Annotated in this window: 13 protein-coding genes; 8 read left to right on the forward strand and 5 right to left on the reverse strand. The window is 38.1% G+C overall.

Annotation, left to right across the window (positions count from 1 at the left end; genetic code table 11):
• Positions 1-44: 44 nt before the first annotated feature.
• The 5 genes from sprA to ACM40_RS01060 all read right to left on the reverse strand — a co-directional run bounded on the left by sprA (position 45) and on the right by ACM40_RS01060 (position 11,340).
• Positions 45-7,010, reverse strand: a complete 6,966-nt coding sequence (gene sprA / locus ACM40_RS01040; RefSeq protein WP_048501008.1) for a cell surface protein SprA — start codon at positions 7,008-7,010, stop codon at positions 45-47.
• Between the two features lie 57 nt (positions 7,011-7,067).
• Positions 7,068-7,652, reverse strand: a complete 585-nt coding sequence (gene ruvA, locus ACM40_RS01045) for a Holliday junction branch migration protein RuvA (RefSeq protein ID WP_048501009.1) — start codon at positions 7,650-7,652, stop codon at positions 7,068-7,070.
• A 184-nt stretch (positions 7,653-7,836) separates the two neighbouring features.
• Complete coding sequence (locus ACM40_RS01050) at positions 7,837-10,134, reverse strand: NADP-dependent malic enzyme (protein ID WP_048501010.1); 2,298 nt, start codon at positions 10,132-10,134, stop codon at positions 7,837-7,839.
• A gap of 15 nt (positions 10,135-10,149) precedes the next feature.
• Entirely contained in the window at positions 10,150-11,001 is an 852-nt protein-coding gene (locus ACM40_RS01055; protein WP_048501011.1) for an ATPase, read from the reverse strand.
• Positions 11,002-11,076: 75 nt separating this feature from the next.
• Positions 11,077-11,340 (reverse strand): hypothetical protein, encoded by a 264-nt coding sequence (locus ACM40_RS01060; protein WP_048501012.1) that lies wholly within the window; start codon positions 11,338-11,340, stop codon positions 11,077-11,079.
• Positions 11,341-11,832: 492 nt separating this feature from the next.
• On the opposite strand from ACM40_RS01060, the gene ACM40_RS01065 reads away from it, so the two are divergent.
• From ACM40_RS01065 to ACM40_RS01095, 8 genes are all read left to right on the forward strand, one after another.
• Positions 11,833-12,291, forward strand: a complete 459-nt coding sequence (locus tag ACM40_RS01065) for a GtrA family protein (protein WP_048501013.1) — start codon at positions 11,833-11,835, stop codon at positions 12,289-12,291.
• A 3-nt stretch (positions 12,292-12,294) separates the two neighbouring features.
• The gene (locus tag ACM40_RS01070) at positions 12,295-13,023 is read left to right on the forward strand and encodes a lysophospholipid acyltransferase family protein (protein ID WP_083996760.1); all 729 of its coding nucleotides are present in this window, start codon (positions 12,295-12,297) and stop codon (positions 13,021-13,023) included.
• A gap of 39 nt (positions 13,024-13,062) precedes the next feature.
• Positions 13,063-14,508 carry an MFS transporter gene (locus ACM40_RS01075; protein WP_048501014.1) on the forward strand — a complete coding sequence of 482 codons (1,446 nt, stop codon included), beginning with the start codon at positions 13,063-13,065 and terminating at the stop codon, positions 14,506-14,508.
• A complete protein-coding gene (locus ACM40_RS01080; protein WP_048501684.1) occupies positions 14,504-15,559 on the forward strand; it encodes a DUF3810 domain-containing protein in 1,056 nt (351 codons plus the stop codon). The genes ACM40_RS01075 and ACM40_RS01080 overlap by 5 nt, the downstream gene beginning before the upstream one ends.
• 656 nt (positions 15,560-16,215) lie before the next feature.
• Complete coding sequence (locus ACM40_RS01085; RefSeq protein ID WP_048501015.1) at positions 16,216-17,724, forward strand: vitamin K epoxide reductase family protein; 1,509 nt, start codon at positions 16,216-16,218, stop codon at positions 17,722-17,724.
• A gap of 102 nt (positions 17,725-17,826) precedes the next feature.
• On the forward strand, positions 17,827-18,003 hold the full coding sequence (locus tag ACM40_RS20435; protein WP_165579261.1) for a bacteriocin-like protein: 177 nt from the start codon (positions 17,827-17,829) through the stop codon (positions 18,001-18,003).
• Positions 18,004-18,139: 136 nt separating this feature from the next.
• Positions 18,140-20,332, forward strand: a complete 2,193-nt coding sequence (locus ACM40_RS01090; protein WP_048501016.1) for a peptidase domain-containing ABC transporter — start codon at positions 18,140-18,142, stop codon at positions 20,330-20,332.
• Between the two features lie 41 nt (positions 20,333-20,373).
• Positions 20,374-21,672: an HlyD family secretion protein gene (locus tag ACM40_RS01095; RefSeq protein WP_048501017.1), complete on the forward strand. Its 1,299-nt coding sequence runs from the start codon at positions 20,374-20,376 to the stop codon at positions 21,670-21,672.
• Positions 21,673-21,868 lie beyond the last annotated feature (196 nt).

Raw genomic sequence — 21,868 nt, forward strand, 5'->3', positions numbered from 1 at the left:
CAGAAAGGGATTTTTATTTTAGCAATTATATATTAATTTTTTTCTTAGAAACCACCGCCTGAATCTCCAAATGTAAATGTTGCAGACAGTCCAGCTCTAATGGTAGACAGCGGGAATGCCGTTGATATTTTGTACTTGGAAGTCATCTGCTCATAGAACACTCTCAGGTTCAGATTTTCAGATACATTGTAGTCTGCGGAAAGCTTTATATTCATCAGTTTCTGACCTCCGGTGATCTGTGAATCATTCAACAGGATGTTCATAATGGACGTTTTACTGTCTCTTAACGAGATATCTCCTCTAATGTTAAGGTCACTTCCTTTTCCTCTTGAACCTCTTGTATTGGCCATCCCTAATCTGAAGTTCTTAACAATATATCCCAGTCTCACTACATATTCGGAATTGGCATCCTCAGTAAGGGTATGGTTTACCAATCCTAAAATCAGCATTCTGTTTCTGTTATACTGAAGTCCAAACTGCATATTGTTTCTCATAGTAACATCTATACCGATAAGCGGTGAGAACGATTCTACATAACCAACCTGCGAGAAGGTAAACGGATTGATGTAATCATTATTAACATCAAATGCATTTCCACCTGAAATCCTGTTAAAGTAGTCAATACTGGATTGGATACCAGTTGCCGTATAGGTCGCCGTATATCCATGCAATATATCAAATTTAGAAAACTGACCATTAATGATCGGAATATTCCTTAAACCTGAATAAGTGACTTTCCAGTTTGGAATAGGAATTCCTGCTTTTTTGGCATTTCCGATCTGTTTAACAGATTTCCCTTCCACAGCCGCTCTGAAAGCAGGGATCAATACATAAGCATTGGCAATACTGTAGTGATCTGCAAAACCGTCATTGTTCAACACTTCCCCTATTCCCATCTGCTGGGAAAGTATCATTGCATTTTGTCTGATCGCCTGGTAAACAGCCTGGGTTTCTTTAAATGAAGTTTTAAGAAGCACCACCGAATTGGAATACGTTACCTGATCATTGGCAAACGTATAATCGTGATTAGCTGTTCCAAGGTTATTCCGGTTATTAAATCCGGATTGTGAGAAGTTTCTGTTATAATTATGCAACGCACTAAGATCAATCCTGAAATCATTAATCGGAACGATCTGTAAATTGGCCCTTAATTCTCTTGTCGACATCTTCACATAAGGGTCCGTCATATAAGGTGAATCACTTACCCAGCCATTTTCGAGCACCGTTCTTCTGATATCAGCCTGCGATCCTAAAAGGAATCCGATGGTAGGTCCTCCCAATGTCTGACCATAGCCATACATATTAGGTGCTGAAAGCAGCCCCGGAAGTACCGTTCCGTTATTTTCAGTATAATTAATATTCAACTGCTTGAACGATGTCAATGCAAAAGCTGCGCTCTGCAGTAATGTGAGTTTATTTTTGAACTTATATCCTTTATACCTGTATCTTTTCTTCTCCCATTGCTGTGTATATATGTTGTTCAATGAGTCTATCTCCTGTTTACGCTTCTGCAGTTTTGCAGAGATATTCTTGAAGTATTTAAACTGTCCGAAGAACTTAGGAATATCTGCAGTAGCTGTAGCCTGGATCACGTTTGTATTCTGACCTACGGACCCTAAGCTTCCTTCAGGGCTTGAAAGAAGTGCAGTAGATCTTGCATTCCAGTTATAAGTAAGCCCGTATCCAAGTTCTGCATCAATGAAATCCAGATACGGAAGATACTGGAACGGCAATTTGTAATTAAGCTGCACTCTGTGGTTGTACAATACCGGTCTACCTGCTCTGAATACATTTCCAAAAATGGATTTATCATTCATACCATTCACATCTACATTATCATTAAGGGTTCTGGTTGCAGAATTGATCTCCAGGTTTAATGATTTGGTAAATTTAAATCCTAAGCCATACTGCCATCCGAAATAGAAGTTTCTGTTTCTGATAGGAGCAAAACTTTCACCGGTATTTCCACTTAGAATTGCTTCCACATTTCTGAACTCAAGTTCATTGTAATTTCTGTCTATTTCCGTTCTGAAGGATAATCTTGTAGGAATCGGGTTGATATTGAATTCTTTAATCCATCTCAGGTATTTTGTGGATTTTGCCGTATCACTGATCATTTTGTTGAATGGCTTAATTACCCATGGCTTGAAGGTGTAATTATAATCAACATATCCTCTCAGATACTGTCTGTAGTTTTTGGAAGTATAAATATCCCTGTAATAATCATCGTTATAGACTGCAGTTACAGAAATGTTCTCAATGTCATAAAACTTAGGTTTTTTATCTGGATTTACCCTTTCTTTATGCATATTGACTACTCCTATACTTCTTTGTTGCGTATATGTTCTTGCTACTTTCTTAAGCTGTTCTTTGTTTGCTGCCTTGCTGAATTCCACATCGGTATCAAGAGGGTTGTATTTCGGATCCTCGATGGTTTGTGAATAGGAATAATTTAAAGGAATCTTCATTCCGCTTTTTTCAGGAAGGAACTTATCTACGTTGACAGCCGTATTAATACTGAATGCAGATTGGGTAGACTGATTTCTTTCCGCCGGTTTTGAATCTATATTACCAAAACCTACAGAAGTATAAGATGCATTTGTATTGACAGTGGCAAAGTCTCCAAGGTTAAAGTTCAAGCTTGCATTACCTGCGTACCCTCCATCATTTTCAATCTCGGAAAGACGGATTTCGTTTACCCATAGAATCCTGGTGATGGAGTTTGAACGGCTTGTATTTCTTATCCCGATCATAATAGTCGTGATATTTCCTAAACTTGGACGTCCTTTGATATAAATTCTTTTTGACTCATCTCCAAAGTTAGGATCCATAATCCTGTCTACAATATTGGATGAGTTTTTATCTCTCCTGATTTTAGCATCTACAAAGTTCTGGATTTCAAAATCGACATTGTTTTCAATTGGCCATATTTCCAAAGGTGTTGTTGCCGTTCTAGGAGTAAGAGTCATCTGAGATTCATACTCATAATAGTTGTCTGTAGCGTCACTTCCGAAACGAATAAAGAATTTAGATTCGGAATCAATCCCCTGGTATCTGTCAGTAGGGTCCTGAGCATGTACAAAAAGTTTAAGCTTTTTATATCTTCTCATATCCAGGGTAGTATTTTTGAATACCCCTCTTGCTTCTCCTGCAAGATTGTCTACCTTCATATAAAGTGAAGCTTCATTCTGTCTTTGTGCTCCTGCGTTTCCACTCAGTACCTGTCTGTCAATTCCCGGAGGAAGTACATAAGGAGGCTGGTTTAATGCATTTTCTTCAATATTTACACTTCCTACTTCGAAGTTATTATTTTGCACTATTCCTACTCCTTCCTGTTGAGAAGTTACTGTAGGGCTGACAATTTGATTTGGATATCTTCTCCAGTCTGATCTTACAAGGTCCATGGTACCGAATCTCAAAGTAGAAGTATTCTCAAAACCGGCAAGCATTAATCTCGCAAACCTTACATTATTAAGTACTGATGCACTTCTTTCTCCTTCTGCATCGTTTTCAGCATATTTAGAAACAGGAATTCTGAACAGGTACCATTTCACATCGGAAGACTGTCCGTTCTGGAAGGTAGCCTTTACTGTTTTTACATCTACGATATTGTTTTGTCCTAAATTAAGACTTGGTTTATCCAGTTTTACAACGTATTCATTATAACTTTCAGTCTGATCAAGGTTATAATCTTTGTTGATATCTTCTGCATCCGGAGTCTGTGAAGCTACCTCCAAAGAATTAGCCTGAGAGTTTCCTTCCGGGTTTCTGAAATATTTATATCTCTGAACAAGAGATGCAGCCTGACCTCCTGTAAATTTATCTGACATGAAAAATACAAAGTCATCCACTGCAGGGTCTACCAGATTGGTAACCGGGTTCACAAATGTATTTCCAAATCTCATCGCTTCCTGATCAGAGCTTAAACCGTCGTAGCCCAGATCCTGGGATCTTCTGTCATCGCCTTCACTTGAAAACGCATAAAGGATTGGCGGCTGTTTCGGCTGTACCCCCCAATTGGATGTAGTAGTGGTAGATGGTGCTCCCGGTGTTGGAAGACCATTTTCATACTGCATTTTGCCATCTTTCAGGATGTCTTCTGAAACGTTTCCTAATTGAAGTAACAGTCGGGCGTTGTTTCCTAACACACCACCATCCGCATAAGGGTCCATCATCCAGAATTCAACATATTCTATATTCGAGTTAACGAAATTGGATACACTGATCGGTCTCATGATCCCCGCCCATCTGGAAGCTGCTGTTTCAGAACCAGGGTTCACGTTATAAGGACCTTTTTCCTGAGGATAATAAGAGATATCTAAAGTATTGGTGAAGGTCTGCTCACCCGCAACAAAGTCTCTGTTGTTATAAATTTCGGAATACTGAACTCTTCTGGATGCGTGATTGGAAACAGATTGTGCGGTAATTCCCGCCGGTGCTCTTCCTCCTACTCCCCAGAATCTCGGGTCAATATTATACCATGATAAAAGCCCTCTTCCGTAACCGCTTGTCAGAGCATCGTCACTTGGCGCCCCGTTAAATGGAGGGGCCAGGTTTTTCTCCGGTCTTGAAGCTAAGCTCCATGCTGCCGGCTCTTTTAAAGATATTTTAGAGGTGGTCTGTTCGAAATCGTCTACATAGGATTGGTCATTCGTCCCTTTATTCAGTCCGGGAAGCAGGTATGCAGCTTCCATTTTGAAGTTTAGGTTGGATGGGGCTTCAGTGTTTATCAATGGAATTTTATCCGTCAGCCTCGTCAGGAAAGGAACCTGATTGTTATACATCATATTGATCCCTGCCATTGTATTATTAACAGCTTCCTGTCCGTAGTTCACTTTCTGCGTAAGCGGAGACTCTGAGTAATTAACTACTGTTCCCCCCAATATAAAGTTTTCACTGAATCTTCTTTCCAAGTTTAATCCTAAGAATCTTTTTCTCTGGGTATTAAACGTAAGCTGGTTTTCCAGCGAGATATTAATGGCCTGTCCGGACTGTTTAACATTTTCGTTGATGATGGTTACCGTTCCCAGCATGTAATCTACGGTATAATCTACCCCTTCCGTCAGCTGAACACCATTGGCAGAAACTTTTACAGATCCCTGGGGAACGTTTACAGCACCAAGGGAAATTCCCTGCCCCTGTGTTCCTTTATACCGTCCTTCTATGGTATATCTCTGGGCAAGATTGCTGGAAGATGCCACCTGCTTCTGCTGCTTATAGAGATCGGTAAAAACAATCTGGGGATCATTCCCGACCTGTCCCTGCATGAAGCTTCCGAAAGGCTGTACTTTGGTAAAGATAATTTTTCCTGTTTCCGGCCTGATGGTAATTCCGTTGACAAAGTCAAAAATACCGTCTCCCAATACTCCACTGCTGGCCTGGATATCCCCGTTCATATTAAGACGGTCCCAGTTAAGCAATTTAAGTAAGTTTTTGTCCTGAACACTGGTCCCCGGAAGGTAGTTAACCTTACCTCCGGTTTTCGGATCCCGGTAAAAAACATTCAGGATGAATCCGTCCTGTGCTACCTGTCCTGCATCCAGCGAATAGATGTTTTTCATCATCAGGTCCCACATAGGGGATTCTGTATTCACTTTATTGTTTACCCTAAGAACTTTGGTTACCAATACAGGGCTTTCTTCGGAGAATTCCCCTACTTTATAGACTTTATTGGTTCCATCCGTGAAGGAATATGAAACAGCTAAAAGCTGATTCTCGTTCAGCTTCTGGTTTAATGAGATATATCCTAACTGAGGCTGCAATGTATATTCATTGGCATTCAGCCTTCTTGCTTTTGTATTAAAAATAAACTGTTCTCCGTTATCGTATGGTTGTGTACTTCCCGGGAACATCTGCCCCTGAAAAGTAGTTGCATAATTTTTCCCTGCTTCTCTTGTTCCTACGGCAGCATTAACCGACTGGTACAATCCGTTCTGAGAGTTGTCCGGCAGGCCGGCTGCTCCTTCTCCCAGGTCCCTGATCCCGATAATACTTTTCTGGTAAGCCAGGTTGCTGTTTCCCTGGTCAAGTACCCATACTTCCAATCTTGTGATATTGACCGTTGAATTAATTTGTGGATAATTGGCCAATGCATTGTCGTAACGATCCAGGAAGTAGTGACCTAAGAAGAAGTGCTGGTTATCTTCATAGTCAATCGCGTTAACCTTGAAGTTATTCATTACACCACCTCCCTGTACTACAATATTTCTGGCCTCTCCCTGTTGTTGGGAAAGAACTACTGTTCCAAAAGTTTTTCCAAGCTGGAATTCTGATTTCACCCCGAATAATGACTGTGAACCACGGATAAGGCTGGTGGAAAGAGGCATATTAACGTTACCGAATTCTACTCTTTTAATGATTTTATCTTCTCCTCCGGCACTCGGCTTGTCTACCTCACCAAGACCTTTGGTCTGAAGATCTTTCCAGCTTCCTTTTGCCTGCCATACGAGGTTCATCCTGTTTTCGAATGCAAAACCACTTTGGGTATCGTAGTTAGCTTTCAGCTGGAGGTTTTCTCCTACTTTACCTAACAATCCCAACTGTATTCTTTGGTCTATATCAAAAGTGAAACTGGTTCTGTTTTGAGGCAGAATCAGTGGGTTATCTATTTTCTGGTAAAGCCCGGCAAAGTCTAATGAGGCATATCCTGATGGGATGATCTCTATTTTATTACTTCCGAAAATAGTTTCAAACAGCCTGTTGTTGATCGTTAAAGACGGAATGAGCCCTTTCTTGCGGGCATCAGTTCTGTCTCTTCTGTAAAGGAGACTGTATTTATCGGATTTTTCTTTGTAGTAAGCTTTTGACTGCGTTGCGAGCATAAATTCCTTATACTCTTCGGGAGACATCGCTGTAGGAGGTCCTGTGAATGTATTTCCAATTTTAGGATATACATAATACATTCCTGTTTTTATATCGTAATAGGCTTCGTACCTCGTGGGATCTGCCAGTTGATAATCTTTCTTTATGATCGCAGTATCACGCACCTGTGCAAAGGCACTTACTGACATGCACAGGAACGACAGGAACAAAAATATTTTCAGATGCTTATTATTCGCCACCAAATGTTAAATGTTTTTTAAAATTTGTTTTACCAATTCTTCCACGGAGATCTCCGGATTCTGTTTCATCATTCTGTCCGCGATCTTCTCACTCATACGTTTCGGAATCCCTAAAACTTCTAATGCAGATAACGATTCTTCCTTCACTTTATTATCCACAAAAGAAGAAATATTTTCTTCTGCAACGCTGAATTTTTGGACTTTATCCTTCAAATCCACGATGATTCTTTCTGCTGTTTTGGCCCCAATTCCCTTAGCTTTCTGAATGAGTGTGCTGTTCTTGGAGAGGATAGCTGAAGCGATTTCTTCAAGGCTTAAAGTGGAAAGAAGTATAAGGGCAGAAACAGCTCCTACTCCGTTAACACTTATTAACAGATTGAACATTTCTTTTTCTGAACGAGTGTTAAATCCAAAGAGAAGATGAGCATCTTCCCGTATAATCTGCTGAGTAAATAAGAATGCCGGCTTATTCAGGGCCAGGGCCTGGGAGGTCATTAAACTGATACCTACATAGTAACCAACTCCTTGTACGTCGATTACTGCGTAAGTGGGTGTAAGTTCTTGAACACTGCCTTTTAAGGAAAATATCATATTAATTTTTAAAACTCCCAAATATAGCAATTTAAACTAATTAATATTTTCATTTCACGTGCGAATGATTTTTAACTTAAATTTTGATCGTAAATTCAAGGAATTAATACAAAAACAAAAGACTCCAAAATATGGAGTCTTAAGCTGTTTATATTTAAAAATTGCCATTAATTTGGCAGTCTTATTATTTCTCGGAAGATTTCTTTTCTCTTCTCTGGGCATCAAGAACGGCTACGGTAGCGAGGTTTACAATTTCATCTACACTGGAGCGCATCTGTAAAACATGTACAGGCTGCTTTAATCCCATTAAAATAGGTCCTATTACCTGAGCTACTTTCATTCCTCTGATGATTTTGTAAGAAAGGTTGGCACTTTCAAGGTTCGGGAAAACGAAAGTATTGGCAGGAGTTGTTCCTAATTTAGAGAAAGGATAATCGCTCAAATGGTCTGCGTTCATTGCAAAATCCGGCTGGATTTCACCGTCAACAACCATTTTAGGATATTTTTCGTGAAGGATGCTTACTGCTTTGGCTACTTTTTTAGAAGTATCAGAGATAGCTGCAAAGTTTTCGAAGCCAAGCATAGCAATTCTAGGCTCTATGGCAAAAGATTTTACTGTAATTTCAGCCATTTTCGCAATATTCACAAGATCTTCTGCCGTAGGATTCTGATTGATGGATGTATCTGCAAAGAAAATAGGCTTCTTTTCTGACAGGATCATCATCATGGCCGCTACTTTATCTACTCCTTTATCTTTTTCTATCACCTCCAAAACGGGACGAAGCACTGAGGTATAGTTTTTAGAAAAACCTACGATCAGTCCATCCGTATCTCCATGTCTCAGCATCAAAGGACCGAAATAATCTCTCTGGCGTACATATCTCTTCGCTTTGTACTCATTCATTCCTTTTCTCTGACGAAGTTTCCAAAGGGTTTCCCTGTATTTTTTTCTGTTTTCTTTCTGATCGTCGTCGCTTGGATCGATGATTGGAATATCCAGATTGATTCCAAAGCGCTCCATCTGTTCTTTGATGTATTTTTTATCTCCTAACAGGCTCGGGAAGGCAATTCCTTCTTCGTAAAGAATCTGGGCCGCTTTCAACACATTGTATTCTTCAGCGTTTCCTAAAGTGATTCTTTTCGGATTGGATTTTGCACGGCTCTGCATCATTCTTACCAGCTTCTCGTCTCTTCCCATTCTGTCCAACAGCTGGTTTTCGTATTCTTCAAAGTCTTCGATGGTTTTTCCTGCAATACCGCTTTCGATAGCTGCCTTTGCAACAGCACTGGATACTTTCGTAATCAGCCTGTTATCAAAAGGTTTCGGAATGAAATATTCTCTTCCGAACTGTAAGTTCTGAACGTTGTAAGCAAGAATTACCGCTTCAGGTACAGGTTCTTTTGCAAGATCTGCAATAGCATGTACAGCTGCCAGCTTCATTTCTTCATTGATTCCTGTTGCCTGAACATCCAAAGCACCACGGAAGATGTAAGGGAATCCCAATACATTGTTCACCTGGTTAGGATAATCACTTCTTCCTGTTGCCATGATAACGTCCTTACGGGTTTCAAGGGCAAGGTCGTAAGCAATTTCAGGATCAGGGTTCGCCAAAGCGAAAACGATAGGATTCTCGTTCATACTGGAAAGCATTTCCGGAGTCATAACGTTTCCTTTGGATAAGCCGATGAAAACATCGGAGCCTTTTACAGCATCTTCTAACGTTTCAATATCAGTATTGGCGATGAAATCCAGTTTTTCAGGCGTAAGGTTTTCTCTTTTGTGATTGATAACCCCTTTGCTGTCGCACATTAAAACATTTTCTCTTTTCAGTCCCAGAGAAATATACAGGTTGGTACAGGCAATAGCTGCCGCTCCGGCACCATTCACTACCATCTTTACTTCTGCAATGTTCTTATTGGCAATCTGTAAAGCATTGATCAGTGCAGCCGCTGAAATAATCGCTGTTCCGTGCTGGTCATCATGCATTAAAGGAATATTAAGCTCTTCTTTAAGTTTCTGCTCGATGTAGAATGCTTCAGGAGCTTTAATATCTTCAAGGTTAATCCCTCCGAATGTAGGAGCAATCCCTTTTACAATCTGAATAAATTTGTCCGGATCCTTTTCATCAATCTCGATATCAAAAACGTTGATATCTGCAAAGATCTTGAATAAAAGACCTTTCCCTTCCATTACCGGCTTTGAAGCTTCCGCCCCAATGTCACCAAGTCCCAATACAGCCGTTCCGTTTGAAATTACGGCTACCAGATTACCTTTCCCTGTATAATCGTATACGGTTTCGGGCTTATCATGGATTTCCATACAAGGAACCGCCACCCCCGGCGAATAGGCCAGTGATAAATCTCTTTGTGAAGAGTGTGGCTTTGAAGGAATAACTTCAATTTTTCCTTTAGGTTCATTTTTATGATAATCCAACGCAGCCTGATTGAAGTTCTTTTCGTCGCGGTTGTTTTTGCTTGACATAGAATTTGTTTTTTATTAAAGTATATACTTAATATGGTAGTCTACTAAACTTTCGATGGGTTTGCGGACCACGTGGCCCACATTTAAATGAAGTTCTGCCGCAACAGAGCGGAGAATAGGTTCATAATAATAGGCAATAGAGCCGATGAAATTGATCTCGGCGTCTTTTGCTTCTTTATAAGGAATGACCTGGTATTCGAAGAAGTTTTTCATTTCCTCGTATACCATATCTTTAAAGTAAGGGTGATCCTTTCTTTCGATGACAAATTTGTTGAAATCTGCCAGCCAGGCGTTAGGTCTAGAGCTGTGATACATATTGTTCAGAGCATCTTCTATTTTAAGCCCATAGTTTTGCTCGAACTCCGTATGAAGATCCGCAGGGAGTTTTTTCATAAAATATCTTCGCACCAGCTGTTTTCCAATGGCACTTCCGCTTCCTTCATCTCCCATAAGGAAACCAAGGGAAGGAAGTTCTATTTTAATGTCTTTACCGTCGAAATAACATGAATTGGACCCGGTTCCCAAAATACATACGACAGCAGGTTTTCCACTGTACGCAGCATAAGCAGCGGCCACAAGATCCTCCCTCACAACTACTTCAGCTTTTGTGAATATTTTTTTAAGTTCTTCCTCAATAGTTTCGCAGTTTTTTTTTACACCGCATCCGGAACCGTAGAAAAAGATCTTCGTGATGGAATTTTTGACAAGTATAAGGCTGCTGTTCTTTTCTATTTCAGGAACAATGAGTTCGCGGTTGATAAAATTGGGATTAAAGCCGATGGTTTCCGTTTTTAAAAACTCTTTTTTGAAATCATCAAGTATCACCCAATCTGATTTGGTAGACCCACTATCAACAATAGCAACCATATATTACATTTTAGTTTAAGGATGCTAAATTATGAATTTATCTTCAAATAGCGTTTAAAAACAGACTGGAAGCTTCTAATGTTTTATATCAGCTTTTTGATTGTTGAACTTAAGCAGCCAGTCTTCAATCTCATCTTCCAGATAGGAACTCTGCAGCATGATGGCATTAATAAAATCATCAGGTATGGGTTCATTGGTAGAATTTTCCAGATTCCACAATTCGTCTGCCATATTTTCATATTCTGAATACACTCTTTTGAAGCGGGAATTTTCTCTCTCAAGAGCTTCAATATTTTTTTGCTGAAGCTGGAATTTTCTGTATTTGTTTTGACTTTTCATACAAATATTATTATAATTTGGGTCGTAAAAATTAAGGTAGTATGCGTTATACCGCGCATTACAAGATAGAAAAAACCATCAACACAAGAAGTTGAAAATGAATTTATTATCAGGTTATAATTACATCATTCTGAATATTAAATTTAGAAATTATTTTGGTTCAAAAAAATAATTTAACAACTTTTTTCATTGTTTAACATATGCTTATCACAATATTACCGGGCTGAAACTTTCAGATCCCTTTAGCCATCCCTATTGCTCTTGTTTTTACAATTTTTAAAACGATAAAAAAGAATTTCCTGTTCCGTATTAATAATTATAAGTAATTAAGCTTCAAACATTATTTTCTACAGCATGATGCTCTACCACTGAATAAACAATCCTACATTACACTGAAATTCAAATAATTAAATTAATATTTAAGTTTAAAATAATCTTTTATTCTTACATTATTAACATATAGTTATAAATTTGCAACTTCATATCTATTGAATGAAAGAATTACTAATACGCCAGAAACAGGTTTTGTTTTTTATTATAGCCGGTGGGCTAAGTGCCATTGTAGAGATTGGAAGCTTCAAAGCATTCAGTACCTATCTTCCACATTTTTTCACCAGAGAAACCAATTTTCATGGCATCCATTATCCGCTAAGTAATATTTTCTCTACCAGCTGCGGGATCATCAGCAATTATTTCCTGAGTATCTGGTTTGTATTTGAAAGAGGGAAACATTCCAAGAAAAAAGAATTTGCTTATTTTATGGCAGTCTCTTTTGTTTCAACTTTATTAAGCTTAGGCTTTTTCCAGATTTTTTACAGCTTTATATTCAAGGATAATATTGATTTAATTTTTTATACCTTAAGCCCGGAAATGATCAGTAAGATTGCAGCAATTCTGCTGGTTTCCATTCTTAATTATTCAGTAAAGAAGAAAGTAATTTTTAACGGATAGGCGGTGACAAAAATTTTAAATTATCTCTGGAGATTCTGGCTGCTGCTACTGGCATTTGTCCTGACAGTCACATTAGGAATTCCTGTCTATATTTTATCCTTTAACAAAAAGCATTACAAATATGCTTACAGGTTTATCCGTATCTGGTGTTTCGGAATGTTCTACGGCATGGGGCTGAGATATGATCTCATTAATCTTTCTGACCAGAAAAAGGATAAAAGCAAACCGTATGTTTTTATTTCAAACCATACATCCATTATGGATATTATGCTTACCTGTATCCTGATGCCGCACCACCCGATCTGTTTTGTAGGCAAAAAAGAACTTGTAAAGATTCCGATCTTCGGTACTATATATAAAAGGATATGTGTAATGGTAGACAGAAGCAGTGCAAGAAGCCGCGCAGATGTCTACAGAAGGTGTGCTGAAAAGATGGAAGAAGGCAACAGCATTGCCATATTTCCTGAAGGAGGCGTTCCCGACGATACTTCTGTTATTCTTGATGAATTTAAAGACGGGGCCTTTACTTTATCTTCCAAACATCATTCTCCTATCGCAGTGTATACTTTTATCGGACTGAAGGAAATATTCCCTTTTGACAGTGGAAAAGGCTATCCGGGAAGGGTAAAAGTATATTTCAACGGAATCATGGAACCATCAGATTCTCCGAGAGATCTGAAAGCCGAAGCTTATAAAGAGATAAAAAAAACATTGCTGGAACATTCCATTTAAAAGAAATAGTTATATTTGTTTGCGAAATTTTTAACAAACATGTCAAATTATTCTAAACAAACCAATTGGGGACAGTTTATTCCCTTGGTTACTGTGTTTTTTTTCTGGGGATTTGTTGCTGCAAGTAATGACATTCTGATACCAGTTTTCCAAAAAGCCTTTAAATTATCCCAAACCGAAAGTATGCTCGTACAGATTTGTTTCTACGTGGCTTACACGGTGGGTTCTCTAATTTATATGGTCGTCTCAAAAGGTTTGAAACAGGATCTTATTAATAAAATAGGGTACAAAAACGGCCTTATTTTAGGGCTCCTTATTTCTGCAGCAGGAACTTTACTGTTCTATCCGGCAGCGAATATGGCATCGTTCCCCTTAATGATTTCCGGTCTGTTCATTGTAGGATTAGGATTCTCCTTACAGCAGATTGTTGCGAATCCGCTGGCTATTGAAGTAGGGCCCACTGAAACAGGATCCCAAAGGCTTACCATGGCGGGAGGAATTAATAACCTGGGAACTACCATCGGGCCGCTTCTTGTATCATTTGCTATTTTCGGATCGGCTTCTGCAGCCAATACGGAAGCAAGCATCGAAAGTGTAAAGATTCCTTATCTTATGCTGGGAGTTGCATTTGTGCTGGTAGCTATTATGCTTAAATTTTCCTCTCTCCCTGCAATCACTCCTACTATTATAGAGGATACTGACGATGTGATTCCGGGAGATCACAAAACATCCGCTTTCCAGTACCCTCAGCTTGTGATGGGAATGATTGCGATTTTTGTCTATGTAGGGGTGGAAGTTTCTACAGCCAGTAATCTTCCGGCTTATATGGAAAAAAGCTTAGGTTTTGAAACCAAAGACGTAGCACCTTATATTTCCTTATATTGGGCTTCACTGATGATTGGCCGTTGGACAGGTGCAGTAGAAGCATTTGACCTGAGTGCAGGTTTCAAAAAGATCTTAAGATTCCTTGCTCCTTATCTTGCATTTGGGGTGTTCTTATTAGTGAATGCCATTGCAAAGCATGATCTTTCTCCATTCTATGTTTACGGTGCTGTTATCATTGTAATGATTATTTGCGATATCATGAGCCAGGGGAATCCGGCAAGAATGCTTCTGATCTTCTCTGTTGCAGGTATAGCTGCCCTGTTAATAGGAATGGTTACCTCAGGAATGGTTTCCGTATATGCCTTTACCAGTGTGGGATTGTTCTGCTCTACTCTATGGCCTTGTATTTTTGCTCTTGCAATCAATGGTCTTGGAAAACACACCAACCAGGGTTCCGGATTATTGATTATGATGATTATGGGAGGAGGTGTTGTAAGTTTAATTCAAGGATATGTGGCTGATTTAACAACTATTCATATGAGTTATATGGTTGGAGTAATTTGTTTTGCTTATCTTGCATTCTATGCAATCCGTGTAACCGGAATCTTGAAATCCCAGGGTATAGATCTGGATAAAATCTCTAAAGGCAGTGGTCATTAGTACAACAAAAATAATATATAAGAAGAGATTTTGGGCAGGTATTTTACTTGCCCAATTTCTTTTGTTTTATGGTTTCTCAAAGTCGGGTGCCATGATTTCTTTTTTCGGAAGTTTTTTTGAATCTCAGAAAAAAATCCATCAGGTGCTTTTCAGCTGGATCCCTTTTTCTTTTGGGGACCTTTTGTACATTATTCTTGGCGTTTTCCTTTTATATCAAATTGTTTTATGCTTTAAAAAGAAAGGAAGAAATGAAGCGGCCTTAAAGCTTCTGACTAGCATTAATATCTTCTACTTCATTTACCAGGTTTTTTGGGGCATGCTGTATTTCCAGACTCCTATTATTAAGAAGCTCCCTGAGCAGAAAGAACCTGAAATTGGCAAAGCAAAAATGTTGGCATTACGCTACCTTGAAAAATGTAAAGCTACCAGGCAAACTGTGAAGGAAGACAGGAATGGGATATTCATCATAACCGATCTTTCCTCTATTCAGACAGAAATTTTACAGCAGCAGGCAAAACTTCCAAAATACATTTCCGACAAAAAAGCTCCACAGATCAATTCTTTTAAACCCAGTCTTTTTAAAAGTGTGATGAACTTCACAGGAATATTGGGCTATTACAATCCTTTTACAGCCGAAGCCCAGTATAACGCAAAGCTTCCCCATACCTTTATTCCGTTTACTTCGGCGCATGAAAGTTCTCACCAGCTCGGTTTTGCCAGAGAGCAGGAAGCCAATTTTATAGGCTATTTACTTGGTGTGAATTCTAAAAATGTCGATCTTAAATACAGCACTGAATACTTTACGTTAAAAAGCCTGCTGAGGTTTATCGTGGAAGAAGATCCTGAATTTGTAAAATCAGTTCTCAATCAATACTCTCCTGCCATGAAAAGGGACCGTATGTACGAAAGAAGTTTTATTTTCAGACATCAGGGCTGGCTGGATGATTTCTTCGGATTTACCAACAATCTCTTTTTAAAAAGCAATCAGCAGGAAGGCGCAGTTACTTATTCCTACTTTATTGATCTCCTTTTAAACTACGAAAAGCTATAACAAAAAAGAATCGTATCAGGCGATACGATTCTAAAAACACAAATGATGAAAAAAAATTTATTACCTTGACTTGTTCCCTCATTCAAGGCGATGTAAAAGTACAATATATTTTATAAATACAAAAACATTTCCCATCTTTTTTGAAACTTTAAGAAAACTTTATGATTTTTTATGTTTTTTTGAGTTTATTGCTGGATTTTATATTTTTAATAAAAATGCTGATTCGGTCACCAATCTACATTTAAACATAAATTAGGCTATAAAAAGCTCATAAATCCAAACGATTGTTTAATAATAAAACATTATAGTTCCGCCTTAAATTTCCAATCATGAAAATTAGAGTTATTTTTAAATCAACGGTAAAATAATTAAAGGAATCGGGAATGATAAGATGCAAAAAATAGAGGTCAACAAAATAGCCCTGGTCATTTTATTATATTGATTCTAATCAACTAAAAAAATCCCATTGTCTACAACTTCATCATGAGTTCTTTACAGGATTGTATTGCGGAATCAGCTTTATTTTTTAACAAATAAAACAAAAAAAGGCAACTATATTTACAGAAAATCAAGCATTTAACAAAGGTATATCACCGACAAAAGAAAAAAAACTTGTTTTTTTAAAACATCTGCGTATTTTAGTTAAAAATATTACTATGATTTTCGACAAATTAATTAACTATCTAAAGCTTGATAAACAGGAATTTTCTTTCCAGTTCAATTCTCATCCAAATTACCCTTCTGCATTGGCTTTTAGTGATACACTTAACTTTATGGGAGTAAAAAATGATGCCTATGAACTTGACAAGGAATATTGGGATGAGCTGCCGGAAGAGTTTATTGCGATCGTAGATAATTCTTTTTCCTTAGTAAAAAAAACAGGATCAGGCTATTCGGTTTATTCTGAAAAAGCAAAAACACTTAACAAAGAAGAACTTCATCAGAAATCGACAGATTTTGTACTGCTTTTTGAAAAAACCGAGAATGCAGAAAGTAAGGCTGTTTTTAATTTCAAACCTCTTCTTTATCTTATTTTCGCCATTATTCTTGGCTATTCTTTTTTTACGCAAACTATATATGAAGCTCTTTTTAATGTACTCTCCCTTGCTGGTGTTTATATTTCGCTTGAAATTTTCAATCAAAAATTCGGAAATACTTCTACCGTCATTGGAAGTATCTGTGGAGATACTTCAGCCAAACAGACCACCAATTCATGTGATAAGATCATCAAACAGGATAAAACCAGTATTTTAGGCTTAAAATTTTCTGATTTTTCCCTGATTTACTTTACAGGACTTGCTGCACTGGGGCTTTTTCTTCCGGCAACAGCTTATATTGTGAAAGGTTTTACATTGGTTTCCGTACTGGCAATTGCTTATTCATTATACATCCAGGCATTTGTAGAAAAGGCTTTCTGCAGAGTCTGCCTTGTAATTATTTCAATTCTTGTGGGACAATTAGTACTGAGCATACTGTTTTTCCAGAGTACGCCGTTCAGTATAGCGGTGTTATTATTAACTGCAGTTCTGTGGATTCTTGTTTTCTCTGCCGTTCTGTATTTCAACAACATTCTTTCCCAAAAAGAAAGCCTTCAGAAATCGAATGCTAAAAATCTTAGGTTTAAAAGGAATTATGAACTTTTCAAAAGTCAGCTTTTGGAAAAAGAGAAAATAGAATTCCAGGATACCGAAACTTTTACATTAGGAAATAAAAACTCTAAGTTTCGTCTTTCAATTGTCTCCAATCCGTACTGTGGATTCTGTAAAGATGGTCATAAAATCATGGAGGGGCTTCTTGAAAAATATCCTGATGATATTTCTGTACAGATCCGTTTTAATTATTCCTCGGAAAGAGCTGATGAGAAGTATACCCAATTACTTTCAGCTTTTAAACATATTTATCAAAACAAGCCTCAAAAGGAATTTTTAAAGGCTATTGAAGAATGGTTTGAAACAAAAGATGAAAATAAGATCGTTACTCTTTCAGGTTCATCTGCTCCGGAAGATCTTACTCCATTTGTTGAAATGACAAAGGACAACAGTAACTCAGGATTAAACTTCACCCCGATTTTTATTATTAACGGATACCAGTTCCCGGATAAGTATGATCGTGAAGACATCTGGTTCTTTATTGATGAATTAATGGAAGATGAGGACTTTCAATAAGAAATCTCCAGAATTCAAAAATTCACTATCTTAGGACAAAATTAAAAGTATTGGCAGGAAGATTTAAAGAATAAAAAACTAAAAACTTAATAATTAAATAATATGAAAAACTTAAAAAAAATTTCAAGAGAAAATCTAAAAACCATTAAAGGCGGGTTCAGAAGATGCCCGGAAAATGGAGAGTGTGGTGATGGACAGTGCTGTGCAAACGGTGCTTGCAGATTGATTGCAGGAGCCGGACCCGATACTTATTATTGTACAGCATATCCAGTAAACTGATTTTGCATTACAGGTTAAAAAACTGATCATGTTGATTTCCCGCAAAATAGTGCTGTTATCGGTTACAATGATTAATTAACAATGAATAAAGAAGAATGTCGTCATCTAATGACGGCATTTTATAATGAGATAAATTTTGAAGAAATTTCCCTTTTATAAACAGCCGGACGCCAAAGACTGCGGACCTACCTGCCTTAGAATAGTAAGTAAATATTACGGCAGAAGTATCTCTTTGCAGCAGATCCGTACCCTTTCTGAAACTACCCGTGAAGGAAGCAGCCTTTTAGGGCTCAGTGATGCATCAGAAAACCTCGGATTCCGCTCGCTTGGGGTCCAGATCGATTTTAATACTCTTGCAGAAGAAGTTCCGTTTCCATGCATTGTCCACTGGAACAAAAATCATTTTGTTGTAGTTTATAAGATTGATAAAAATAATAAAGTCTACATTTCAGATCCAAGCTATGGACTGATCACGTATACCCGCGAAGAATTCATCAAATTGTGGATCGGGGAAAATGCCAACGAAAATACGGAAGAAGGGATCGCCCTTATCCTTGAAACTACACCTGCATTTTTTCAAACAGAGTTTGATACAGAAGAAAGCAAGGCAAGCTTCTCTTTCCTTTCGAGATACCTGCTTAAATATAAGTCACTGGTCATACAGCTGGCAGTTGGTCTTTTGGCAGGAAGTTTACTGTCTCTTATTTTCCCGTTTCTTACCCAAAGTATTGTAGACGTCGGGATACAGAACCAGGATCTCAATTTTATTTACGTAGTTCTTCTCGCCCAGGTGATGCTGTTTCTTGGAAGGATGGGTATTGAAGTAATCCGGAGCTGGATCTTGCTGCATCTTTCTGCAAGGATCAATATTTCGATTATTTCAGACTTCTTTATCAAACTGATGAAGCTTCCTATAAGCTTTTTTGATACAAGAATGACCGGAGATATCATGCAGAGGATCAATGATCATCACAGAATTGAGCAGCTCCTGACGAGCTCTTCCTTAAACACACTGTTTTCTCTTGTTAACCTTATTATCTTCAGTATTGTCCTGCTATTCTATGATTACAGGCTTTTTCTTGTATATCTTATTGGAGCGGCCCTATACATTGGATGGATCACTTTCTTCCTTAATAAAAGAAAGGAATTGGATTATAAAAGATTCTCCCAGGTTTCCCAGGAACAGAGTAAAGTAATTGAGCTGATCAATGGGATGCAGGAGATTAAAATGCACAATGCGGAAAAACAGAAGCGTTGGGACTGGGAATTCCTTCAGGTAAAATTATTTAAGATCAGAATAAAATCTCTTTCTCTGGAACAATGGCAGTCCGTAGGGGGAAATTTCATCAACCAGATGAAAGATATCCTGGTAAGCTTCCTTTCTGCCAAATTGGTTTTGAGCGGAAATCTTACTCTGGGGATGATGCTATCTGTACAGTATATTATCGGACAGTTGAACAGTCCTTTGCTGCAGCTTATTGAATTCATTAAGCAAACCCAGGATGCCAAGATCTCATTGGAAAGATTGGGCGAGATCCATGATAAAGAGGACGAAGAAGACAAAAACGAACAGTATGCAGGGGAAATTCCTCAGAAAGATATTGAAGTAAACAACATATCATTCCGTTATATCGGCTCCGATGTTCCCGTATTTGAGGATCTCAGTCTCACAATTCCCTATCAGAAAACCACAGCCATTGTAGGATCCAGCGGAAGTGGAAAAACCACTCTTTTGAAGCTTCTGATGAAATTTTACGAACCCGACTCAGGAGAAATCAAACTTGGAAATACCCAATTGAAAAGTATTTCGCCAAGGGTCTGGAGAGATCATTGCGGAGTAGTAATGCAGGAAGGCTATGTTTTTAATGATACTATTGCTAATAATATTGCAGTAGGAGAAGATTATGTTGACAAGCAAAAATTAAGACGTGCTGTAGAGATTGCCAATATCAAAGATTTCATCGAAAGTCTCCCATTAAGCTATAATACTAAGATCGGAAATGAAGGAGTTGGTGTGAGCGGCGGCCAGAAACAGAGATTGTTCATTGCCAGAGCTGTTTATAAGTCTCCGGAATTCATCTTTTTTGACGAGGCTACCTCTGCTTTGGATGCCAATAATGAAAAGGTGATCATGGAAAACCTTGAACAGTTCTTTAAAGGTAAAACAGCCATTGTGATTGCCCACAGATTATCAACTGTAAAACATGCCGACAAAATTATAGTTCTTGACAAAGGAAAAGTGGTAGAGGAAGGTAACCATGCTGAATTGGTTGCTATAAAAGGAGAATACTACAGGCTGGTGAAGAATCAGCTGGAATTAGGAAATTAAATAGTATCCTCCTGAAATAGGGAGGAATTTATCTCAGAAACATGAAAGAAGACATCTTAGACAATATTGAACTCCGTTCGGAAAGTGTTCAGGACATTCTTACCCAGCCTCCTCATTGGATGATACGCTGGGGAAACAGTGTCATATTAATTATACTGCTGCTTATCCTTGTGATGAGCTATATTATAAAATATCCGGAATTCGTTTCCGCACCTGTTATTGTAACCTCGCAAAATCCGCCTGAAAAAATAGAAGCCAGGACCAGTTCTAAAATTGAGAAAATCTTTATAAGGGACCACCAGCAGGTTAAAAAGAATGATGTACTGATGGTTATGCAGTCCACTGCAAATTATAAAGATGTATTGGAATTAAAAAAGCTTATAGATTCTATAGCTCCCAATCAGCTCAGCTCTTTTCCGATTGCACAGACATCCAGATTTAAGCTGGGTGAACTTCAGGGTGATTACAACAGTTTTGCCAAAGCTTTTCAGGATGAAGAGCTTTTCACCAGGCTTCAGCCCTATGCTCCGGAAAATATTGCTGCCAATCAGAGTATCTCGGAATACAGGGGAAGAATTGCCACATTAAAACAACAGAAAAGCCTGGAAATGGCCAAGTATGAATTATCAAAGAAAAGCTACCAAAGATCTCAGGAACTTTTCAACCAGGGAGTCATTGCTTCCATAGAACTTGAAAACGAAAAAATAAAATTCCTTCAGGCCCAGCAGAATCTTGAAAACCTTAATATTTCTATCTCCCAGATAGATGAAGGGATTTCCAACCTGAACAAAACGAAAAGCGGGACAGCTATTAATACGGAAAAAGACAAGATCACCTATTCTTCTCAGACATTACAGCTTTTTGAACAGCTCCGTAAATCTTTAAAGCAATGGGAGCAAAATTACCTTGTTATCTCTTCTACCGATGGGATGGCCAGTTTCCAGCAGTTTTTCGGGGAAAATCAATTTGTGAAAACGGCAGAACCTATTCTGTCTATTCTTCCAAGCAACAAAGAAAAGCTGGTAGGCAGGATGTCCGTACCTACTGTGAACTCAGGAAAGGTAGCTACAGGCCAGAAAGTATTGATTAAACTTGATAACTACCGCTTTCAGGAATATGGTATTATAGAAGGGAAAGTACAGAATATTTCCCTTATTCCTGATGAAAAAGGAAATTACTATGTAGATATAACGCTTCCTAAAGGATTAAAAACAAGCTATAACAGAACCCTTCCATTTGATAAGGAGCTCAGGGGCAATGCAGAAATTGTAACCCAGGACCTGAGACTGATCGAAAGGTTTTTCTACCAGATCAGAAAATTATTGGGATACCAGAGTTAATTTCCCCCAGAAAATATAAAAACCGCGACTGTGTAAGTTGCGGTTTTTTATTTATTAAAAGATAATAATATCCCTTTTAAATCTTCCAAAAAAAATTAGCTACTGAAAACTTAGCAGATTTTAAATCACCATTTAAGAGATAGTAATCAGGATTTTTAAAATAAAAAAAGGAAAGTAATATTATCTTACTTTCCCT

Source organism: Chryseobacterium sp. BLS98 (assembly GCF_001045445.1).
GTDB lineage: Bacteria > Bacteroidota > Bacteroidia > Flavobacteriales > Weeksellaceae > Chryseobacterium.

Excerpts from the sequence above, each read along its gene's own strand:
- sprA (WP_048501008.1), bottom strand. The coding sequence starts at position 7,010 with ATGTCAGTAAGTGCCTTTGCACAGGTGCGTGATACTGCGATCATAAAG.
- ruvA (WP_048501009.1), bottom strand. The coding sequence starts at position 7,652 with ATGATATTTTCCTTAAAAGGCAGTGTTCAAGAACTTACACCCACTTAC.
- ACM40_RS01050 (WP_048501010.1), bottom strand. The coding sequence starts at position 10,134 with ATGTCAAGCAAAAACAACCGCGACGAAAAGAACTTCAATCAGGCTGCG.
- ACM40_RS01055 (WP_048501011.1), bottom strand. The coding sequence starts at position 11,001 with ATGGTTGCTATTGTTGATAGTGGGTCTACCAAATCAGATTGGGTGATA.
- ACM40_RS01060 (WP_048501012.1), bottom strand. The coding sequence starts at position 11,340 with ATGAAAAGTCAAAACAAATACAGAAAATTCCAGCTTCAGCAAAAAAAT.
- ACM40_RS01065 (WP_048501013.1), top strand. The coding sequence starts at position 11,833 with ATGAAAGAATTACTAATACGCCAGAAACAGGTTTTGTTTTTTATTATA.
- ACM40_RS01075 (WP_048501014.1), top strand. The coding sequence starts at position 13,063 with ATGTCAAATTATTCTAAACAAACCAATTGGGGACAGTTTATTCCCTTG.
- ACM40_RS01085 (WP_048501015.1), top strand. The coding sequence starts at position 16,216 with ATGATTTTCGACAAATTAATTAACTATCTAAAGCTTGATAAACAGGAA.
- ACM40_RS20435 (WP_165579261.1), top strand. The coding sequence starts at position 17,827 with ATGAAAAACTTAAAAAAAATTTCAAGAGAAAATCTAAAAACCATTAAA.
- ACM40_RS01095 (WP_048501017.1), top strand. The coding sequence starts at position 20,374 with ATGAAAGAAGACATCTTAGACAATATTGAACTCCGTTCGGAAAGTGTT.